Source organism: Streptococcus oralis subsp. tigurinus (assembly GCF_002093545.1).
In the GTDB taxonomy this organism is placed as follows: Bacteria; Bacillota; Bacilli; order Lactobacillales; family Streptococcaceae; genus Streptococcus; species Streptococcus oralis_C.
On sequence record NZ_LNVF01000005.1, the window covers coordinates 81,561 to 96,275 of the forward strand.

Annotated in this window: 15 protein-coding genes and 1 pseudogene; 2 read left to right on the forward strand and 14 right to left on the reverse strand. The window is 40.2% G+C overall.

What is annotated here, in order from left to right:
- Nucleotides 1-10 precede the first annotated feature (10 nt).
- From ATE34_RS07170 to ATE34_RS07200, 8 genes and pseudogenes are all read right to left on the reverse strand, one after another.
- Complete coding sequence (locus ATE34_RS07170; RefSeq protein ID WP_000895031.1) at nucleotides 11-394, reverse strand: DUF948 domain-containing protein; 384 nt, start codon at nucleotides 392-394, stop codon at nucleotides 11-13.
- Nucleotides 395-1,183, reverse strand: a complete 789-nt coding sequence (gene lgt / locus ATE34_RS07175; protein WP_084911455.1) for a prolipoprotein diacylglyceryl transferase — start codon at nucleotides 1,181-1,183, stop codon at nucleotides 395-397.
- Complete coding sequence (gene hprK / locus ATE34_RS07180; protein WP_180382684.1) at nucleotides 1,176-2,111, reverse strand: HPr(Ser) kinase/phosphatase; 936 nt, start codon at nucleotides 2,109-2,111, stop codon at nucleotides 1,176-1,178. Before hprK ends, lgt begins: the two co-directional genes overlap by 8 nt.
- Nucleotides 2,112-2,242: 131 nt before the next feature.
- Complete coding sequence (gene rpsU / locus ATE34_RS07185; protein ID WP_000048054.1) at nucleotides 2,243-2,419, reverse strand: 30S ribosomal protein S21; 177 nt, start codon at nucleotides 2,417-2,419, stop codon at nucleotides 2,243-2,245.
- 93 nt (nucleotides 2,420-2,512) lie between these two features.
- The gene (locus tag ATE34_RS07190; RefSeq protein WP_000695594.1) at nucleotides 2,513-3,070 is read right to left on the reverse strand and encodes a hypothetical protein; all 558 of its coding nucleotides are present in this window, start codon (nucleotides 3,068-3,070) and stop codon (nucleotides 2,513-2,515) included.
- Nucleotides 3,071-3,187: 117 nt separating this feature from the next.
- A complete protein-coding gene (locus tag ATE34_RS07195) occupies nucleotides 3,188-3,808 on the reverse strand; it encodes a Type 1 glutamine amidotransferase-like domain-containing protein (protein ID WP_162279557.1) in 621 nt (206 codons plus the stop codon).
- A gap of 21 nt (nucleotides 3,809-3,829) precedes the next feature.
- Nucleotides 3,830-4,444 (reverse strand): annotated as a pseudogene (locus ATE34_RS11085) (class I SAM-dependent methyltransferase); the annotation flags it as partial.
- Nucleotides 4,445-4,547: 103 nt separating this feature from the next.
- Nucleotides 4,548-5,255 (reverse strand): glucosamine-6-phosphate deaminase, encoded by a 708-nt coding sequence (locus ATE34_RS07200; protein WP_084911457.1) that lies wholly within the window; start codon nucleotides 5,253-5,255, stop codon nucleotides 4,548-4,550.
- Nucleotides 5,256-5,404: 149 nt separating this feature from the next.
- Here ATE34_RS07200 and queA point away from each other — a divergent pair, with 149 nt between their 5' ends.
- Nucleotides 5,405-6,433 (forward strand): tRNA preQ1(34) S-adenosylmethionine ribosyltransferase-isomerase QueA, encoded by a 1,029-nt coding sequence (gene queA / locus ATE34_RS07205; protein WP_061599273.1) that lies wholly within the window; start codon nucleotides 5,405-5,407, stop codon nucleotides 6,431-6,433.
- A 69-nt stretch (nucleotides 6,434-6,502) separates the two neighbouring features.
- Here queA and ATE34_RS07210 read toward each other — a convergent pair whose 3' ends face one another.
- From ATE34_RS07210 to mnmL, 5 genes are read right to left on the reverse strand one after another with little or no spacing between them, the layout of a single operon-like run.
- Entirely contained in the window at nucleotides 6,503-7,363 is an 861-nt protein-coding gene (locus ATE34_RS07210) for a YihY/virulence factor BrkB family protein (RefSeq protein WP_084911458.1), read from the reverse strand.
- 29 nt (nucleotides 7,364-7,392) lie between these two features.
- Nucleotides 7,393-9,447, reverse strand: coding sequence for a cation:proton antiporter (locus ATE34_RS07215; protein WP_084911459.1), 2,055 nt, complete (start codon nucleotides 9,445-9,447; stop codon nucleotides 7,393-7,395).
- An 11-nt stretch (nucleotides 9,448-9,458) separates the two neighbouring features.
- Entirely contained in the window at nucleotides 9,459-9,713 is a 255-nt protein-coding gene (locus ATE34_RS07220; protein ID WP_084853387.1) for a hypothetical protein, read from the reverse strand.
- Nucleotides 9,706-10,263, reverse strand: coding sequence for a tRNA 5-(aminomethyl)-2-thiouridylate-methyltransferase MnmM (gene mnmM, locus ATE34_RS07225; protein WP_084911460.1), 558 nt, complete (start codon nucleotides 10,261-10,263; stop codon nucleotides 9,706-9,708). The genes ATE34_RS07220 and mnmM overlap by 8 nt, the downstream gene beginning before the upstream one ends.
- Complete coding sequence (mnmL, locus tag ATE34_RS07230) at nucleotides 10,247-11,203, reverse strand: tRNA modification radical SAM protein MnmL/YtqA (RefSeq protein ID WP_084911461.1); 957 nt, start codon at nucleotides 11,201-11,203, stop codon at nucleotides 10,247-10,249. The genes mnmM and mnmL overlap by 17 nt, the downstream gene beginning before the upstream one ends.
- 91 nt (nucleotides 11,204-11,294) lie before the next feature.
- On the opposite strand from mnmL, the gene ATE34_RS07235 reads away from it, so the two are divergent.
- Nucleotides 11,295-11,654, forward strand: coding sequence for a DUF3397 domain-containing protein (locus ATE34_RS07235; protein WP_084911462.1), 360 nt, complete (start codon nucleotides 11,295-11,297; stop codon nucleotides 11,652-11,654).
- A 133-nt stretch (nucleotides 11,655-11,787) separates the two neighbouring features.
- Here ATE34_RS07235 and ATE34_RS07240 read toward each other — a convergent pair.
- Nucleotides 11,788-14,715 (reverse strand): Cna B-type domain-containing protein (locus ATE34_RS07240; RefSeq protein ID WP_142357485.1); only part of this gene is annotated, 2,928 nt, incomplete at its 5' end.

Genomic DNA, 14,715 nt, shown 5'->3' on the forward strand with positions numbered 1-14,715 from the left:
TTCTCCTTTTTTATTTTTTGAAAAATTTACTTGCGACACGAAGAGCTGACAAGCCAGCACCTGTTTTAATGGTCTTTGAACCAGCAGATGAAGCTTTTTTGCCTAAGACACGTGCATGTTGGTTGAGGTCAGAAACTGACTCAGACAAGTCCGCCACCGCCGTAAAGAGTGGATCAATCGTCGCAACTTTGACATTGATATCGTCTGCTAACACATTGACCTTAGCCAACAATTCATTGGTCTGATGCAAGGTAACGTTCACATCTGAGCTCAACGTTTTGATGGTTTTCTCAGTCTCATCAATCATACGACCTGCTTTTTGAATCGTGATTGTCAAATAGACTAAACAGACAATCAAAGCAATCGCAACAAGTATATATGCAACTTCTAACATTTAGTTTTCCTCCTTTGTATGATAGAAAGGGGCTTTCTTTCGATTTTGATAAAGTATGATAAAAATACCGAGTCCGATAAGGATAACTGATAACCATTGGGAAACTCGCAGACCAAAGAACATGAGACTATCCGTCCGCATCCCTTCGATAATCATACGACCAAAACCATACCAAATCAAGTAGAAAGCAGTGATATGACCACGTCTGATTCCCTTTAATTTTCGTCTAAAAATCAAGATTAAAGCAAAACCAATCAGATTCCAAACCGACTCATATAAGAAGGTCGGCTGACGGTAGCTACCATCGATGTACATCTGGTCGCGGATAAAGCCTGGCAAATAATCCAGACTATCTACCGCTGCACCGTAGGCTTCTTGGTTAAAGAAGTTCCCCCAGCGTCCTAAACTCTGGGCAATCATGACGCTCGGCGCTGCAATATCTAAGAAATCCCAAGTATTGATCAGCTTTCTATCTGCAAAGATATAAAGAACAATAGCCCCTGCTATCAAACCTCCATAAATGGCCAAACCACCATTCCAGATGGCAATGGTTTCACCTGGATTTTGCAGATAATAATCTAAGCGAAAGAGTACGTAGTATAGTCTAGCACCTAAAATCGCGACTGGAAAAGCAATCAGGATAAAATCCAAAATATCATCTGACAGAATTTTCTTTTTAGGAGCTTCCTTCATGGCAAGGTAGACTGCCAAAATCAAACCAGCCACAATACACAGAGCATACCAACGAATAGAAAAAGGACCGATTTCAAATGCGACTGGATTAATCATTTTTCACCTCATTTTGAGCGATCAGATTTGTCAAGCGTTCTTCAAATAAACGTGTCGCATCAAAGCCCATTTCTTTAGCGCGATAGTTCATGGCTGCCGCCTCAATAACAACAGAGATATTGCGTCCTGTTTTTACTGGGATACGGATACGCGGAATCGTTACACCAGAAACTTCTAGTTCTTCGGCATTGTTTCCTAGACGGTCAAAGGTCTTATGTGTATCGTAATTTTCCAAATAGACTGCCAGCTGAACTTGTGAAGAATCTTTTACAGCGCTTGCTCCGTAGAGACTCATCACGTCAATAATACCCACTCCACGAATCTCAAGTAAATGCTTCAATATTTCAGCGGGCTCTCCCCAAAGAGTCATTTCATACTTAGCAAAGATATCCACACGGTCATCTGCTACCAAACGGTGTCCGCGTTTCACAAGCTCAAGACCTGTCTCACTCTTACCGATACCACTATCCCCTTGGATCAAGACACCCATGCCATAGATATCCATCAAGACACCATGCACACTCGTACGTTCAGCCAAACGGGAATCAAGGTAGCTAGATAACTCTCCAGATAAACGACTAGTTGATGTTCGACTTGTTAAAATCGCAATCTTACATTCTCTAGCAGCTTTCAACATTTCTTCTGGCACTACCAAACCACGAGCAACGATGACAGCAGGTGTTTCAGGTAGAAACATTTTCTTCAAAACTTGATAACGGTTATGGGCAGGCATGGCGACCAAATAGGACCACTCCTTCATCCCTAACAGTTGAAGCCGCTCCGGAGTATAGTAATCAAAATAGCCCGTCATTTCAAGACCTGGTCGAGAAATGTCTGCAGTATTGATTTCTTTTTCAAGTAATTCACCTTCACCGTAAACAATGTCTAATCTGAGCTTTTCAATGACTTCTTTTACTAAAACCGACATAATTTCCTCCTTCAATCGAGTTCTCCCTACTATTATATCAAATTGTGGTAGGAAGTTTCCTTTTTTTGCAGGATTTACAGTATTTATTTGGAAAGAAAAAAGGCTAGACAAGTCTAGCCTTTCATTTCAAATTAGAATTTTTTACGTTTACGAGCTGCTTCTGATTTACGTTTACGTTTTACAGAAGGTTTTTCATAGAATTCACGTTTGCGTGTTTCTTGAAGAGTACCAGCTTTAGTAACCGCACGTTTGAAACGACGAAGTGCATCGTCAAGAGATTCATTCTTACGTACTACTGTTTTAGACATTTTTTTCACTCCCTTCAAGTTCAATATCTATTCCATTTTACACACAAAGTGAATAATTGTCAAGAGAAAAGCGACCATAAACTTTTATTATTTTTACTTTCTTCTTTTGAAGATGAAATAAATCACTAAGATGCAGAGAATCAATCCTAAAACAGCTGGTTTTACAATCGATATGCCACTTCCTCCACTAAATAAAAGACTATGGGCAACCTTCAGAAACGCTCCGATCACTACCGTTGCTAATAATCCATACCAACGTCTATTCCATGTTAAGGATATAATAGCCGTAAAAAATGCTAGAATTGTTGCCAAAATGATAACTTTTTCAATACTCCATCCGCTCGTAAAATAAGTCTTCTCAAAATTCAAAAACTCAATTACTTTTACATCAACTATTTCCGGCTTTGGGAACCAGAACATACTAGTAAATAGGCAAAATATAGAAAAGAAAATCAGGCTGTAGGATTTTTTATAAGCTCCCATTACAATTGGAATAATAAAGAGAGGGCGAATATACCAACTCAGGGTATTCTGGTGTCTAGTAAATGCCCACTCAAAAAAGCTCGTATCTGATAAAAAAACAACAATGATAGCAATCGTTAGAAACAAGAAAATAACCCCACCTATTTTATCTAGCGTTTTTATTTTCATAACTTTTCCCTTCTTGAATTCATAAAATTAATCTATCCATGGCAGATTCCCACTAAGTGAATTATCAACCGCTAATCGTTTTAGTGGTAAAATATTAATGTTCTTCCAACCACGCTTTTATTCTATTGTCAAGATATCTATTTGCTCATCGTTAACGATAATTGCTTGGCGGTTATGAAGTGGTAGCAATTCAAGCTGCTTTTTATAGGTTTCAAAGGTTTTCTGACTACTATCAGTAAAAGGTTCCTCACCATAATGTGGAAGTATGTAAAAATCCACTTCATCTAATCCCGCTGTATCAGATAACTCTGTCGCTACCGTCTTATCGTCCATAAGTTTATTGTAGTCAATATCCTTGGCTGTAATGATAGCCCCTGCTGATTCTCCCACATAGACCAGCCCATCTCTTATTTGCTCTTTGATAAGAGATTGGAGTCGTTTTTTCTTTAATTCTTGTAATAAATAAAAGGTATTCCCGCCTGAGATATAAAGGATCTTACTTTGAAAAATCTTTGCCTGAGCAGTTTCTAGATCACAAGAAGCAATATCTAGAACCTCTATCTCAAATCCTAAATCCCTGAATGTTTGCTGAGCCTCATCGATATAGGCAGTATAGTCCTCTTTGTTCCCAGCGGTAGGAATAAATAAAACCTTATTTTCTAGATTCTTTTCCTTTGCATAATCGCTAAAAAGCTTTTTGACTCCAGCAAAGTATGAACATAAAAATAATTGTTTCATGATTGTACCTCCATCAATGTAATGTTTAACAATTTTATAAAGGATCCACGATCCCTTTCTTTGACTAGTTACGAGCTCAAAGCCTACTGATAACAAGAATCGTCAAAATGCTTCTTCGCTTTGAACCTCTGGTAAAAAGTAAGATAACTTGTTATATTCACAAGCCAGTAAGAGAATCCCGTCTGATTTGAGTATTCTTCGAATTTATATAAAAGAAGACTCTAGATTCTGCCAATGAAAATGAGTTTGAAAGGCTGTGATTAAATCAACACTTTCATCAGAAAAACCTGTCTCCCTAACGTCTCTTCGTTCAAAATTTAGATTAGTCATCTCTATCTGTTTGGCTTGAGCTATTGCGGTATCTGAAATATCGATTCCAGTTATGGTACTTTGCGGAAAAGTTTCTTTCAGTAGGATGGTTGAACAGCCATTTCCAACTCCTACATCTAAGATTGCAGGGTAAGATGTTCTATCCAGATAACGAATTGCCCATACAAACATGGGAAGGTAGGCTCTATTCCACAATTTCATCATTCGTTTTCCTAGAAAGCCCGAGGGGTTCTTTGATTGCTGAATTAAGCGACTAAATAGTAACATTAAAAGTAAAAAACAAATAAAACCGATTATATAATTCAAAGTCGAGCCTCCCCGTATAGCTATATTATACCACTTTAGCAGGATAGTGAACATTTGAAGTAAGAAGCCACTCACTCCAAAGAGCAAGTGGTTCTTGTAATTTTTATTTTTCAAGTAAGCTGAGCGCCTCAGCATCTGCGATAATAGTCACATCAGGGTGGTTTTGTAGGCTACTTGCTGGTAGACTTTCAGTTACTGGGCCTGATACTGTTCCAGCAATGGCCTCTGCTTTCGACTCACCATAAGCAAAGAGAATAATTGACTTTGCATCCAAGATGTTTTTAATCCCCATTGAGATGGCTTGAGTTGGAACGTCTTCAATCTTGTCAAAGAAGCGAGCATTGGCTTCGATTGTAGACTGGTCTAGGTCTACAAGGTGTGTCTGGCTATCAAAGGCAGTACCAGGCTCATTAAATCCGATATGTCCATTGCGACCGATTCCCAAGATTTGCAAATCAACTGGATGGTCAGCCAAAATTTGGTTGTAGCGTTCTACTTCAGCTTCAGCATTGTCCTTAATCCCACGAGGCAAGAAACTTTCTTTAAATGGTTTTTGGTTGAATAAGTGTTCTTGCATAAAGTGGCGGTAAGACTGAGGATTGTCTCCGTCAAGTCCTACATACTCATCAAGGTTTACACTGGTTAGATTTGAAAAATCAAGGTCACTCTCAACGATTTCCTTATAAAACTCAAGTGGACTGCTCCCTGTCGCAAGTCCTAATGTTTGAGCACCATTGGCCAATTTTTCCTTCAAAATCTCAAAAGCAACTTTTCCACCTTCAACTTGATTTTCAACTTTAATAACTTTCATCTTTTCATCCTCCGATTTAATCTATATTTATTATATGGTATAGACCAATTTTTGTCAAGTGAAAACGATTTAATTTCTAAAAAAAGAGCGTCTAAACTTGAAACATGTTATAATGGATAAGATTAGAACTTAGAAAGAATGATGAAAAAATGAATACAGCTGATTTTGATTTCCACTTGCCTGAGGAATTAATTGCCCAAACGCCACTTGAAAAACGGGATGCGTCTAAACTCCTTATCGTTAATCGTGAGACGGGAGAAATGCAGGATAAACACTTCCACTCTATTATTGATATGCTGGAACCTGGTGATGCTCTTGTTATGAATGACACTCGTGTTCTCCCTGCCCGCCTCTATGGTCAAAAGGAAGAAACTGGAGGCCATGTGGAGCTTCTCCTACTCAAAAATACCAGTGGAGATGAGTGGGAGGTTCTCGCCAAACCTGCCAAACGCCTCAAGGTCGGGACTCGTGTCAACTTTGGTGATGGTCGCCTCAGCACTGTCGTTACGGAAGAATTGACCCACGGGGGCCGCATTGTCCGCTTTGAATACCAAGGAATTTTTCTAGAAGTCTTGGAAAGTCTCGGTGAAATGCCACTACCGCCCTACATCCACGAAAAACTAGATGACCGTGAACGCTATCAAACGGTCTACGCTAAAGAAAGTGGCTCTGCTGCTGCACCAACTGCTGGCCTCCACTTCACCAAAGAACTGCTAGCAGAAATCCAAGCCAAGGGTGTCCATTTGGTTTATTTGACTCTCCACGTTGGTTTAGGAACTTTTAGACCTGTTTCTGTGGACAATCTGGACGAACACGAAATGCACTCAGAATTCTATCAACTTTCTGAGGAAGCAGCTGCCACCCTTCGCTCTGTCAAGCAAAATGGTGGCCGTGTCATTGCTGTCGGAACCACTTCTATCCGTACATTAGAGACTATTGGTTCCAAGTTTAATGGGCAAATCCAAGCAGATTCTGGCTGGACCAATATCTTTATCAAACCTGGTTACGAATGGAAGGTTGTGGATGCCTTTTCAACCAACTTCCATCTGCCAAAATCAACTCTCGTCATGTTGGTTTCTGCCTTTGCAGGCCGTGAATTAGTCTTAGATGCATACCAGCACGCTATTCAAGAACGCTACCGTTTCTTCAGTTTCGGTGATGCCATGTTTATCTATTAATTTTCATAATCAAAAAACGCATAGGATCAGATTTGATCCTATGCGTTTTATAATAGATAACTTTATTAGTTAATTTATTGTAAAGGTTGGATCTTTCAAGCTTTGAACACTGGCATTGATAACTGCTCCGATAATCAAAATCTTAGCAATGAGAATAAACCAGAACATCATGACTACCACGATGATGGAACTGAAAAATCGGACATCCACTAGGTGATTGACATAGTTATTAAAATAGACAGAAAAGATATTCAATAAAAAGACAAGAGTTAGCAAGACAAAGACACTTCCTGGTAAAACGTAGCGGATTCGTGGTGTTTTTACTTTTGGAAGGAAGTAATAAATCATAACCAGAATGGCAAAGATCAAAGCATAGACTAGAGGGCCTGTAAAATCTTGCAGGTAGGAAAATAGCGGGCTGTCTGATTGCCAGTAAGTTTTGAGGAGGTTGAGCAACATACGACCAAACATACTCAAAAACAAGGCTAGGGCAAAAAGAATCTGCAAGCCGAGGCTAACAAGCAAACTCATCAACTGATGGGAGATAATCCCTCGACTTTTGGTCACCCCATAGGCTTTGTTAAAGGCTTTTTGGAGGAAATCCATTGATTTTGAAAAGGTCCAGAGTGCAGATAAAACGGCAAAACTCAGCAAACCAGTCGATGGTTGAGTCAGAACTTCTCGGACAATCCTGGCGACCACATCATACACTGTATCAGGCAAAAATTCCTTGATTGTCAGTAAGAAATTTGAGACCGGAATCTGAAAATAAGGCAAAATATTGACCATTATCATTAGCAAAGGAAAGATTGAAACCAACCAATAGTAGGCAACCGCAACACTGGTCAACTCACTATCAGATGCTTGATAATAATGCAAAAAAGCTTTCAATAAGGGCCTGTCCATCAGCTCCTTCCACCACTTTTTCATATCCCATCCTCCGTCATTTTCTTCATCATCTAAGTTCTTCTGATTAAATCTAGCATATCATAAGGTAAAGTATTTGCGGCCTCTTTCAGAGAATAATTTTCTAAATTATTCACATTTTGGCGTAGTTTTTTGGCATACTTGGCTGTTATCAGTTTAGCTTCTTCGTATTCAAAGATTGCCTTACGTTCGAGATAGTAGCCTCGTAGCATTTCATCGATATTGTTTGGCTTGATGCGATTGATAACCCGCTCAACAAAAGCACCACTTCCGATAATGGCCGTCTCGCGTAGACGAGACTCTTGCATAAAACTAATCAGAGAACTCTTGTAAACCCCTTTTAGGTTTTCCAAACTCTCGATAATCAGCTCTGTATTTTCCAAATACAACTCTGAAATTTGATCATAGTCAACTGCTAGTAGTTTACGAGATTCTTCATTCATCCAACTACGGAAAGTTTTGCCAAAGGTAAACATTTCATGGAGTAGAAAGCGCAGTATCCGTAAGGAAACTAGGAAATAATAAGTCACTCTAGAAGCGAAATTCCGATTGATACTCTGCTCCATGTTTTTTAGGTAACGTTGGTAAACTCGATAGCCACGCTCGCTGATTCTATTTTCTTCGTAGGCTTGCTCCAAACCATCACTCTCAATACTCAAGATAAGAAGCTTGAGGGACTCCCAGTCCTCTTGGACTCTCTTATTTTCCTGACTAAGGATGAGGTTTTCAATCCGACCATGATAATTATCAATAGCTGCATAAAGAGGAAGTTTGTTCTTGTGATGGTCCAGCTCTTTTTCTAATTCTGCAGCCACATCATTCAGAATCGCTATATGCATCAAATGATCCTTGCTTTCCTCTTGTTCCTCAGATAAATGAGGGAGAACCAGTAAACCCGTTAAAAAGCTCAATAGTGTAACGCCTGCTACAAGGAAGAGTAACAAAGGATATTCTTGCTCCAAATGGCTTGGTATGAGGAGAATGGTCGCGATAGATACTGTCCCTTTGACACCAGAGAAGGTCAAAAGAAGCATATCCTTCATGTAATTATGAATCTTTTTCTTAAGTCGACGCGTCCTTACAAAGTAAAAACCAGCAATCATGACAAAGCGGATGGCAAAAAGTAAGAATGTCAGTAAAACAACAGATACTAGTAAGAGTAGGGGGTTATAAAGGGGATTAGTCAGGATAGGTTCTGCTATCATTTCCAATTCCATCCCCAAGATAACAAAGACTGATCCATTTAGCATAAAGGTCACGGTGTGCCAGACGGTCTCCGTCACAGTGTCTACCTGGGCCTCAAGGAGCGTAATCTTCTTAAAGCGACTGGCCTTCAAAATACCTGCAACCACTACTGCGATAATCCCTGAAACATGAAACTCTTCTGCGATAAAAAAGGTCATGAGTGGTAAACTTAGCTCTAGCAATAGTTCACTAGCTATATCTATCGCTCGCACACTCAGTAAAAAGGTATGCAAGAAACGATTGACCATAGCCGTCACAAAACCGACTACAAAACCACCAAGGATAGAAAGTGCTAGGGAAGTTCCTGCTTGGCTGAGAGAAAACGTTCCTGTTGTCCAAGCAGCCAGAGCCATCTGAAAGGCAACCAAACCAGAAGCGTCATTTAAGAGCCCTTCCCCTTTTAGGATATTGGAAACCCGTTTAGGAAAACGAAAACGTTCAGAAAGAGATGCAAAGGCAACCAAATCTGTTGGTCCAAGTGCCGCTCCAACTGCTAAACAGGCAGCCAACGGAAGAGTCATCCAAAGGAAGTGAGCCATGCCTCCTAAGCTTAAGGTCGAGATAAAAATCACAGGAAAAATCAGAAAGACGACAATCCGCCAGTGCTTCAAAATGGACGTAATATCCGCTTCTTCTGCCTCCCGGAAAAGTAAGGGACCAATAACCATGGCCAGAAACAGCTCTGTATTGAGATGAAAATCCGCATCGGGAACAAATAAGCCAATCCCAATCCCCAAAAGGATTTGTACAAGAGGAAGGGGCAAAAAAGGGAGAAGTTTATTGGTCGTAGTTGAAATGATTAAGACAAATAAAAATAGAATCAAGTAAATGAGTAATTCCACACAATTCCTCCTTAATCTTTTTTACAACAAGATTCAAAAATCTCCTTTTGCTCTTGAATTTTCTGATCAATCTTAGAACAGTCTTTGTGCTCAATTTTTTTCTGGCATCGTTCCATTTCAAGAGCAACTAATTTTTTCTTGATTTTAAGCATTTTCTTGCTCATATGTGCTTCGTCGAGCACTCCGACTGCTCGCTCGTGATTCGTTGACTCGACAAAATTTTGGCGCATTGCCTCAAGCTTCTCACGAAGGTATTGTTTATCCATGTCTATACCTTTCTAATTTTTCAATCATAACTAAAAACGGTGGATTGTTAACTTGGTTGAGAGTCCGATAAATGGCAGCTGTATACTCTTTTTGGTTCAACTGGCTAACAAAATCCAACACAGCATCCCTCTCGCTGTCTCCTCCCTCATGACCATAGTAAATCATAATGGCAATCCGTCCCCCTTTAACAAGCAACTGACACAGCTTTTCAAGTGCTTCAATGGTAGTCTGAGGTCGGGTGATGACGGATTTGTCAGCAGAAGGCAGATAACCCAGATTAAAAATCCCTGCCTTAGCTTCTGTCACAAATTGATCAAGTGTCTCATGACCTTGCAAGATTAACTGGGCATTTGTCATTCCAGCCTGATCCAAACGCTCTTGGGTTTTCTCCAAAGCCTGCTCTTGGATATCAAAGGCATAGACTTGCTTGGCTAGCTTGGTTAAAAAAAGGGTATCATGGCCATTACCCATGGTCGCATCCACTACGATATCCTTTTTTGTCACAACTTCCGCCAAAAAATCATGCGCCATCTCAAGTGGTCTTTTCATTTTTAAACTCCTGTTTTACAGCCTTGCATCCTTGCACACTTCCACGACGGCGCATCTCAGTTTCAATAGCATTTAGCACTTCCCATTTTTTGAGGCTCCACATGGGACCAATCAGCATATCTCTAGGCGCATCTCCCGTGATTCGGTGGATAACAATATGCTTGGGAATGATTTCCAGTTGGTCACAGATAACCTTGACATACTCGTCCTGACTCATCAGTTGCAAGCGTCCTTCGTGGTAATCTCGTTGCATACGAGTATTTGTCATGAGGTGAAGCAAGTGCAGTTTAATCCCTTGAATATCGTTATCCGTTACGCAGCGGCGGACATTTTCGACCATCATCTCATGAGTCTCACCGGGCAAACCATTAATCAAATGAGAAACAATCTCAATCTTAGGATATTTCCTCAAGCGTTTGACTGTTTCCACATACAATTCATAGGAATGAGCACGGTTAATCAGGTCAGAGGTTGCTTCAAAGGTGGTCTGTAAGCCCAATTCTACCGTCACATGCATGCGTTCCGATAACTCAGCTAAATATTCGATGGTTTCGTCTGGCAGACAGTCTGGGCGCGTTCCAATATTGATTCCTACTACACCTGGCTCGTTGATAGCCTGCTCATATCGCTCCCGAATCACTTCCACCTTTTCATGGGTGTTGGTAAAGTTTTGGAAATAAACTAGATATTTTTTAACATCTGGCCATTTGCGGTGCATAAAGTCAATTTCCTTATAAAATTGCTCGCGGATAGGAGCATCCGGTGCCACGATAGCATCTCCCGAACCTGAAACTGTACAAAAAGTACAGCCCCCATGAGCCACAGTTCCATCCCGATTGGGACAGTCAAATCCCGCATCAATAGGAACTTTGAAAGTCTTTTCTCCAAAAAGTTTTCGATAATAATCATTCAAGGTATTATAAGATTTCATAACTTTCATTATAACAAAAAACACCTACAATCTCAAAAGCCTGACTTTCAAACAAATTCCCTTGTTTCTCATTTCCTTTAGCGTTTTTTTATGATACAATATGGGTATGATTTTAATGAAAATAGCATCTATTTTATTATTGATATTAACCTTGGTGGTTTGCTTTATTGTCACCAAGATTTTCGGACTTAGGAAAATAGGATTTAATTTCGCGGATGTAGCTTTTCCACTTTTGGTATTTGAGTACTATCTGATTACTGCTAAAGCCTTTACCCATAACTTTCTACCGCGACTTGGTGTCGCACTTTCTCTCCTAGCAATCCTCCTTGTAATCTTTTTCCTTGTCAAAAAACGAAGTTTTTATTACCCTAAATTCATCAAATTCTTCTGGCGTGCAGGATTCTTATTAACTCTGGTCATGTATATCGAGATGATTGTCGAATTGATGATGGTAAAATAATTACCAACCCAGTATTAAATGCTGGGTCTTTCTTTTACTCCTATATCTAAAAAAGACCAGAGGAATCCTCTGGCCTTTTTATCACAGATTAAACCTAAGAAAAATAAATGGAAACTATCTTTCTCACGCTAGATTATTTATTTTTACGGCTTACAAAGTACAATCCACCAGTCACTGCCATCAAAGCGAGTCCTGCAACTACTGCTACATTAGATGCTTTTTCACCAGTGTTAGGAAGTTGAGGTTTTTGTCCTGGTTTACCTGGTTCATTTGGTTTACCTGGTTCATTTGGTTTACCTGGTGTTGGTTTTTCTGGAATGTATGTATTTGTGATATTGAAGCCTTCTACTTTAGATGTATAACCATCAACTGGAACTTCTACTACAGAGTATTCGATTGCTTGACCGTCTTTGTAACGATCAAGGTCTGTGAACTCATAAGTCCAACCTGTTGCTTCTGAGGCTACCGCAGTCTTACCAGTGTCTTGACCATCGGCAAGAAGTTTAACTGTAATAGATGCTGGACGAGCGTCTTTATGGTTTTCATCACCTTTCCAGATCTTCTTACCTTTTACAGATGCTTTCTCTGGTGTATGGGTGTTGGTCACATTCATACCAGTTTCAGTAGCTGTGTAACCTGTAGGAACACCAACTTCTTTGACTGTGTACTCGATTGGCTTACCATTTTGGTAACGGTCCAGATTAGTAAATTCATACTTCCAACCTGTTTCCGCTGTGGCTGTAGCTTCTTGGCCAGTTTCTTTACCATTCGCAATTAGCTTCACTGTGATAGATGCTGGACGGATACGATCTTGGTTGTTGGCATCATCCCAGATCTTCTTACCTTTTACAGATGTTTTTTCTGGTGTATGGGTGTTGGTCACATTCATACCAGTTTCAGTAGCTGTGTAGCCTGTAGGAACACCAACTTCTTTGACTGTGTACTCGATTGGCTTACCATTTTGGTAACGGTCCAGATTAGTAAATTCATACTTCCAGCCTGTTTCCGCTGTGGCTGTAGCTTCTTGGCCAGTTTCTTTACCATTCGCAAGTAGCTTCACTGTGATAGATGCTGGACGGATACGATCTTGGTCGTTATTGTCAATCCAAATCTTTTGTCCACTTACAGCAATTTTTTCTGGTGTATATTCATTGGTAATGGTGTACTTACCTTCTTTTTCTGTTGTGATTGTTGAAGTATATCCTTTCACAACCACTTCTTTGACTTTGTACTCGATTAGTTTACCATTTTCATACTTAGGAAGTGGTTTTGATTCAAACTTCCAACCAGTTGCTTCTGATACTTCAATTTCTTGAACGACTTCTTTATCGTTTTTAAGAATTTGAACTTTCACAGATCTTGTACGTTTGCCGTCTTGGTTGTTGTTATCTTTCCACACCTTAGTTCCTGAAAGGATAACCGTATCTGGATTATGGGTGTTAGTTACCACTTGACCAGTTACAGAGGCTTCATAGCCAGCTGGCACATCTACTTCCTTGATTGAGTAAGTGATTTCTTTACCAGCTTCGTATTGTGGAAGATTTGTGAAGGATGCTACCCAGGTGTTAGCGTCTGCCTTATCCTTAGCTGTCAAGGTCAATTTCTTACCTTCAACGGCTACTGGATCCGCATTTCCTACTTTTTTATAAAGTTGAACGGTTACGGACTCAGGACGTTTGCCGTCTTGGTTGTTCGCGTCGTTCCATACTTTTGTTACTTTGTAGTCGATTGCTTTAGGAGCATATTTGTTTGTGATGGTAAAGTCTGTAATAGTTGATTCGTATTCTGCTACGGCTTCTTCTGTTACAGTGTATGTGATTTCTTTACCATCTTTATATTTTGCTAATTTTGTGAATTCGACAGTCCAAGTTCCGTCTGCGGCTGCTTGAACTTCTTTCGAATCAACTTTCTGACCGTCTGCTAAAAGATTGATTGTAATCTTAGTTGGACGTTTGCCATCTTGGTTATTAGCGTCATCCCAGTTCTTGGTTGCTTTTACATTAACTGTTTCCGGAGAATAGCTATTTGTGATAGTGAATCCTGATGCAGCGTCACCAGTAACTTCTGAAGTGTAACCAGGAACAGTTACTTCTACTACTGAGTAAACAATCGCTTTACCAGCTTTGTTCACATCAAGATCTGTGAAGTTTCCTGACCAGTTGTTGTCTTTATTGAGTTTAAGGGTCTTACCTGTGTCTTGACCATCGGCAAGAAGTTTAACTGTGACTGATCCTGGGCGTTTGCCGTCTTGGTTCTCGGCATCATTCCAAACTTTCTTCACCGGTACTTGAGTCTTACCTGGTGTGTAGCTATTAGTAATGGTGAAGCCGGTTGTGGCATCTCCTGTTACCTTAGACTCATATTCTGCGACTGAAACTTCTTCAATAGTGTACTTAATCGCTTTACCAGCCTTGTTCACATCAAGATCTGTGAAGCTTCCTGACCAGTTGTTGTCTTTATTGAGTTCAAGGGTCTTACCTGTGTCTTGACCATCGGCAAGAAGTTTAACGGTGATAGAATCTGGACGTTTGCCGTCTTGGTTCTCGCTATCATTCCAAACTTTCTTCACTGGAACTTGAGTCTTACCTGGTGTGTAGCTATTGGTAATAGTGAAACCAGTTGTCGCATCTCCTGTCACCTCAGACTTGTAGCCTACGACTGAAACTTCTTCAATAGTGTACTTAATCGTTTTACCAGCTTTGTTCACATCAAGATCTGTGAAGCTTCCTGACCAGTTGTTCTCTTTATTGAGTTCAAGGGTCTTACCTGTGTCTTGACCATCGGCAAGGAGTTTAACGGTGATAGAATCTGGACGTTTGCCGTCTTGGTTATCGGCATCGTTCCATACTTTCTTCACTGGAACTTGAGTCTTACCTGGTGTGTAGCTATTGGTAATGGTAAAACCAGTTGTGGCATCTCCTGTTACCTTAGACTCATATTCTGCGACTGAGACTTCTTCGATAGTATAGGCGATTGGAGTGCCACCTTTATCTGCATCCAGATCGGTGAAAATAGCTTGCCAGTTGTTCGCAGCATTCAATTCACGTGTTTGACCAGTTTC

Coding starts and splice junctions, on each gene's coding strand:
- ATE34_RS07170 (WP_000895031.1), bottom strand. CDS start 394: ATGTTAGAAGTTGCATATATACTTGTTGCGATTGCTTTGATTGTCTGT.
- lgt (WP_084911455.1), bottom strand. CDS start 1,183: ATGATTAATCCAGTCGCATTTGAAATCGGTCCTTTTTCTATTCGTTGG.
- hprK (WP_180382684.1), bottom strand. CDS start 2,111: ATGTCGGTTTTAGTAAAAGAAGTCATTGAAAAGCTCAGATTAGACATT.
- rpsU (WP_000048054.1), bottom strand. CDS start 2,419: ATGTCTAAAACAGTAGTACGTAAGAATGAATCTCTTGACGATGCACTT.
- ATE34_RS07190 (WP_000695594.1), bottom strand. CDS start 3,070: ATGAAAATAAAAACGCTAGATAAAATAGGTGGGGTTATTTTCTTGTTT.
- ATE34_RS07195 (WP_162279557.1), bottom strand. CDS start 3,808: ATGAAACAATTATTTTTATGTTCATACTTTGCTGGAGTCAAAAAGCTT.
- ATE34_RS07200 (WP_084911457.1), bottom strand. CDS start 5,255: ATGAAAGTTATTAAAGTTGAAAATCAAGTTGAAGGTGGAAAAGTTGCT.
- queA (WP_061599273.1), top strand. CDS start 5,405: ATGAATACAGCTGATTTTGATTTCCACTTGCCTGAGGAATTAATTGCC.
- ATE34_RS07210 (WP_084911458.1), bottom strand. CDS start 7,363: ATGAAAAAGTGGTGGAAGGAGCTGATGGACAGGCCCTTATTGAAAGCT.
- ATE34_RS07220 (WP_084853387.1), bottom strand. CDS start 9,713: ATGGATAAACAATACCTTCGTGAGAAGCTTGAGGCAATGCGCCAAAAT.
- mnmM (WP_084911460.1), bottom strand. CDS start 10,263: ATGAAAAGACCACTTGAGATGGCGCATGATTTTTTGGCGGAAGTTGTG.
- mnmL (WP_084911461.1), bottom strand. CDS start 11,203: ATGAAAGTTATGAAATCTTATAATACCTTGAATGATTATTATCGAAAA.
- ATE34_RS07235 (WP_084911462.1), top strand. CDS start 11,295: ATGGGTATGATTTTAATGAAAATAGCATCTATTTTATTATTGATATTA.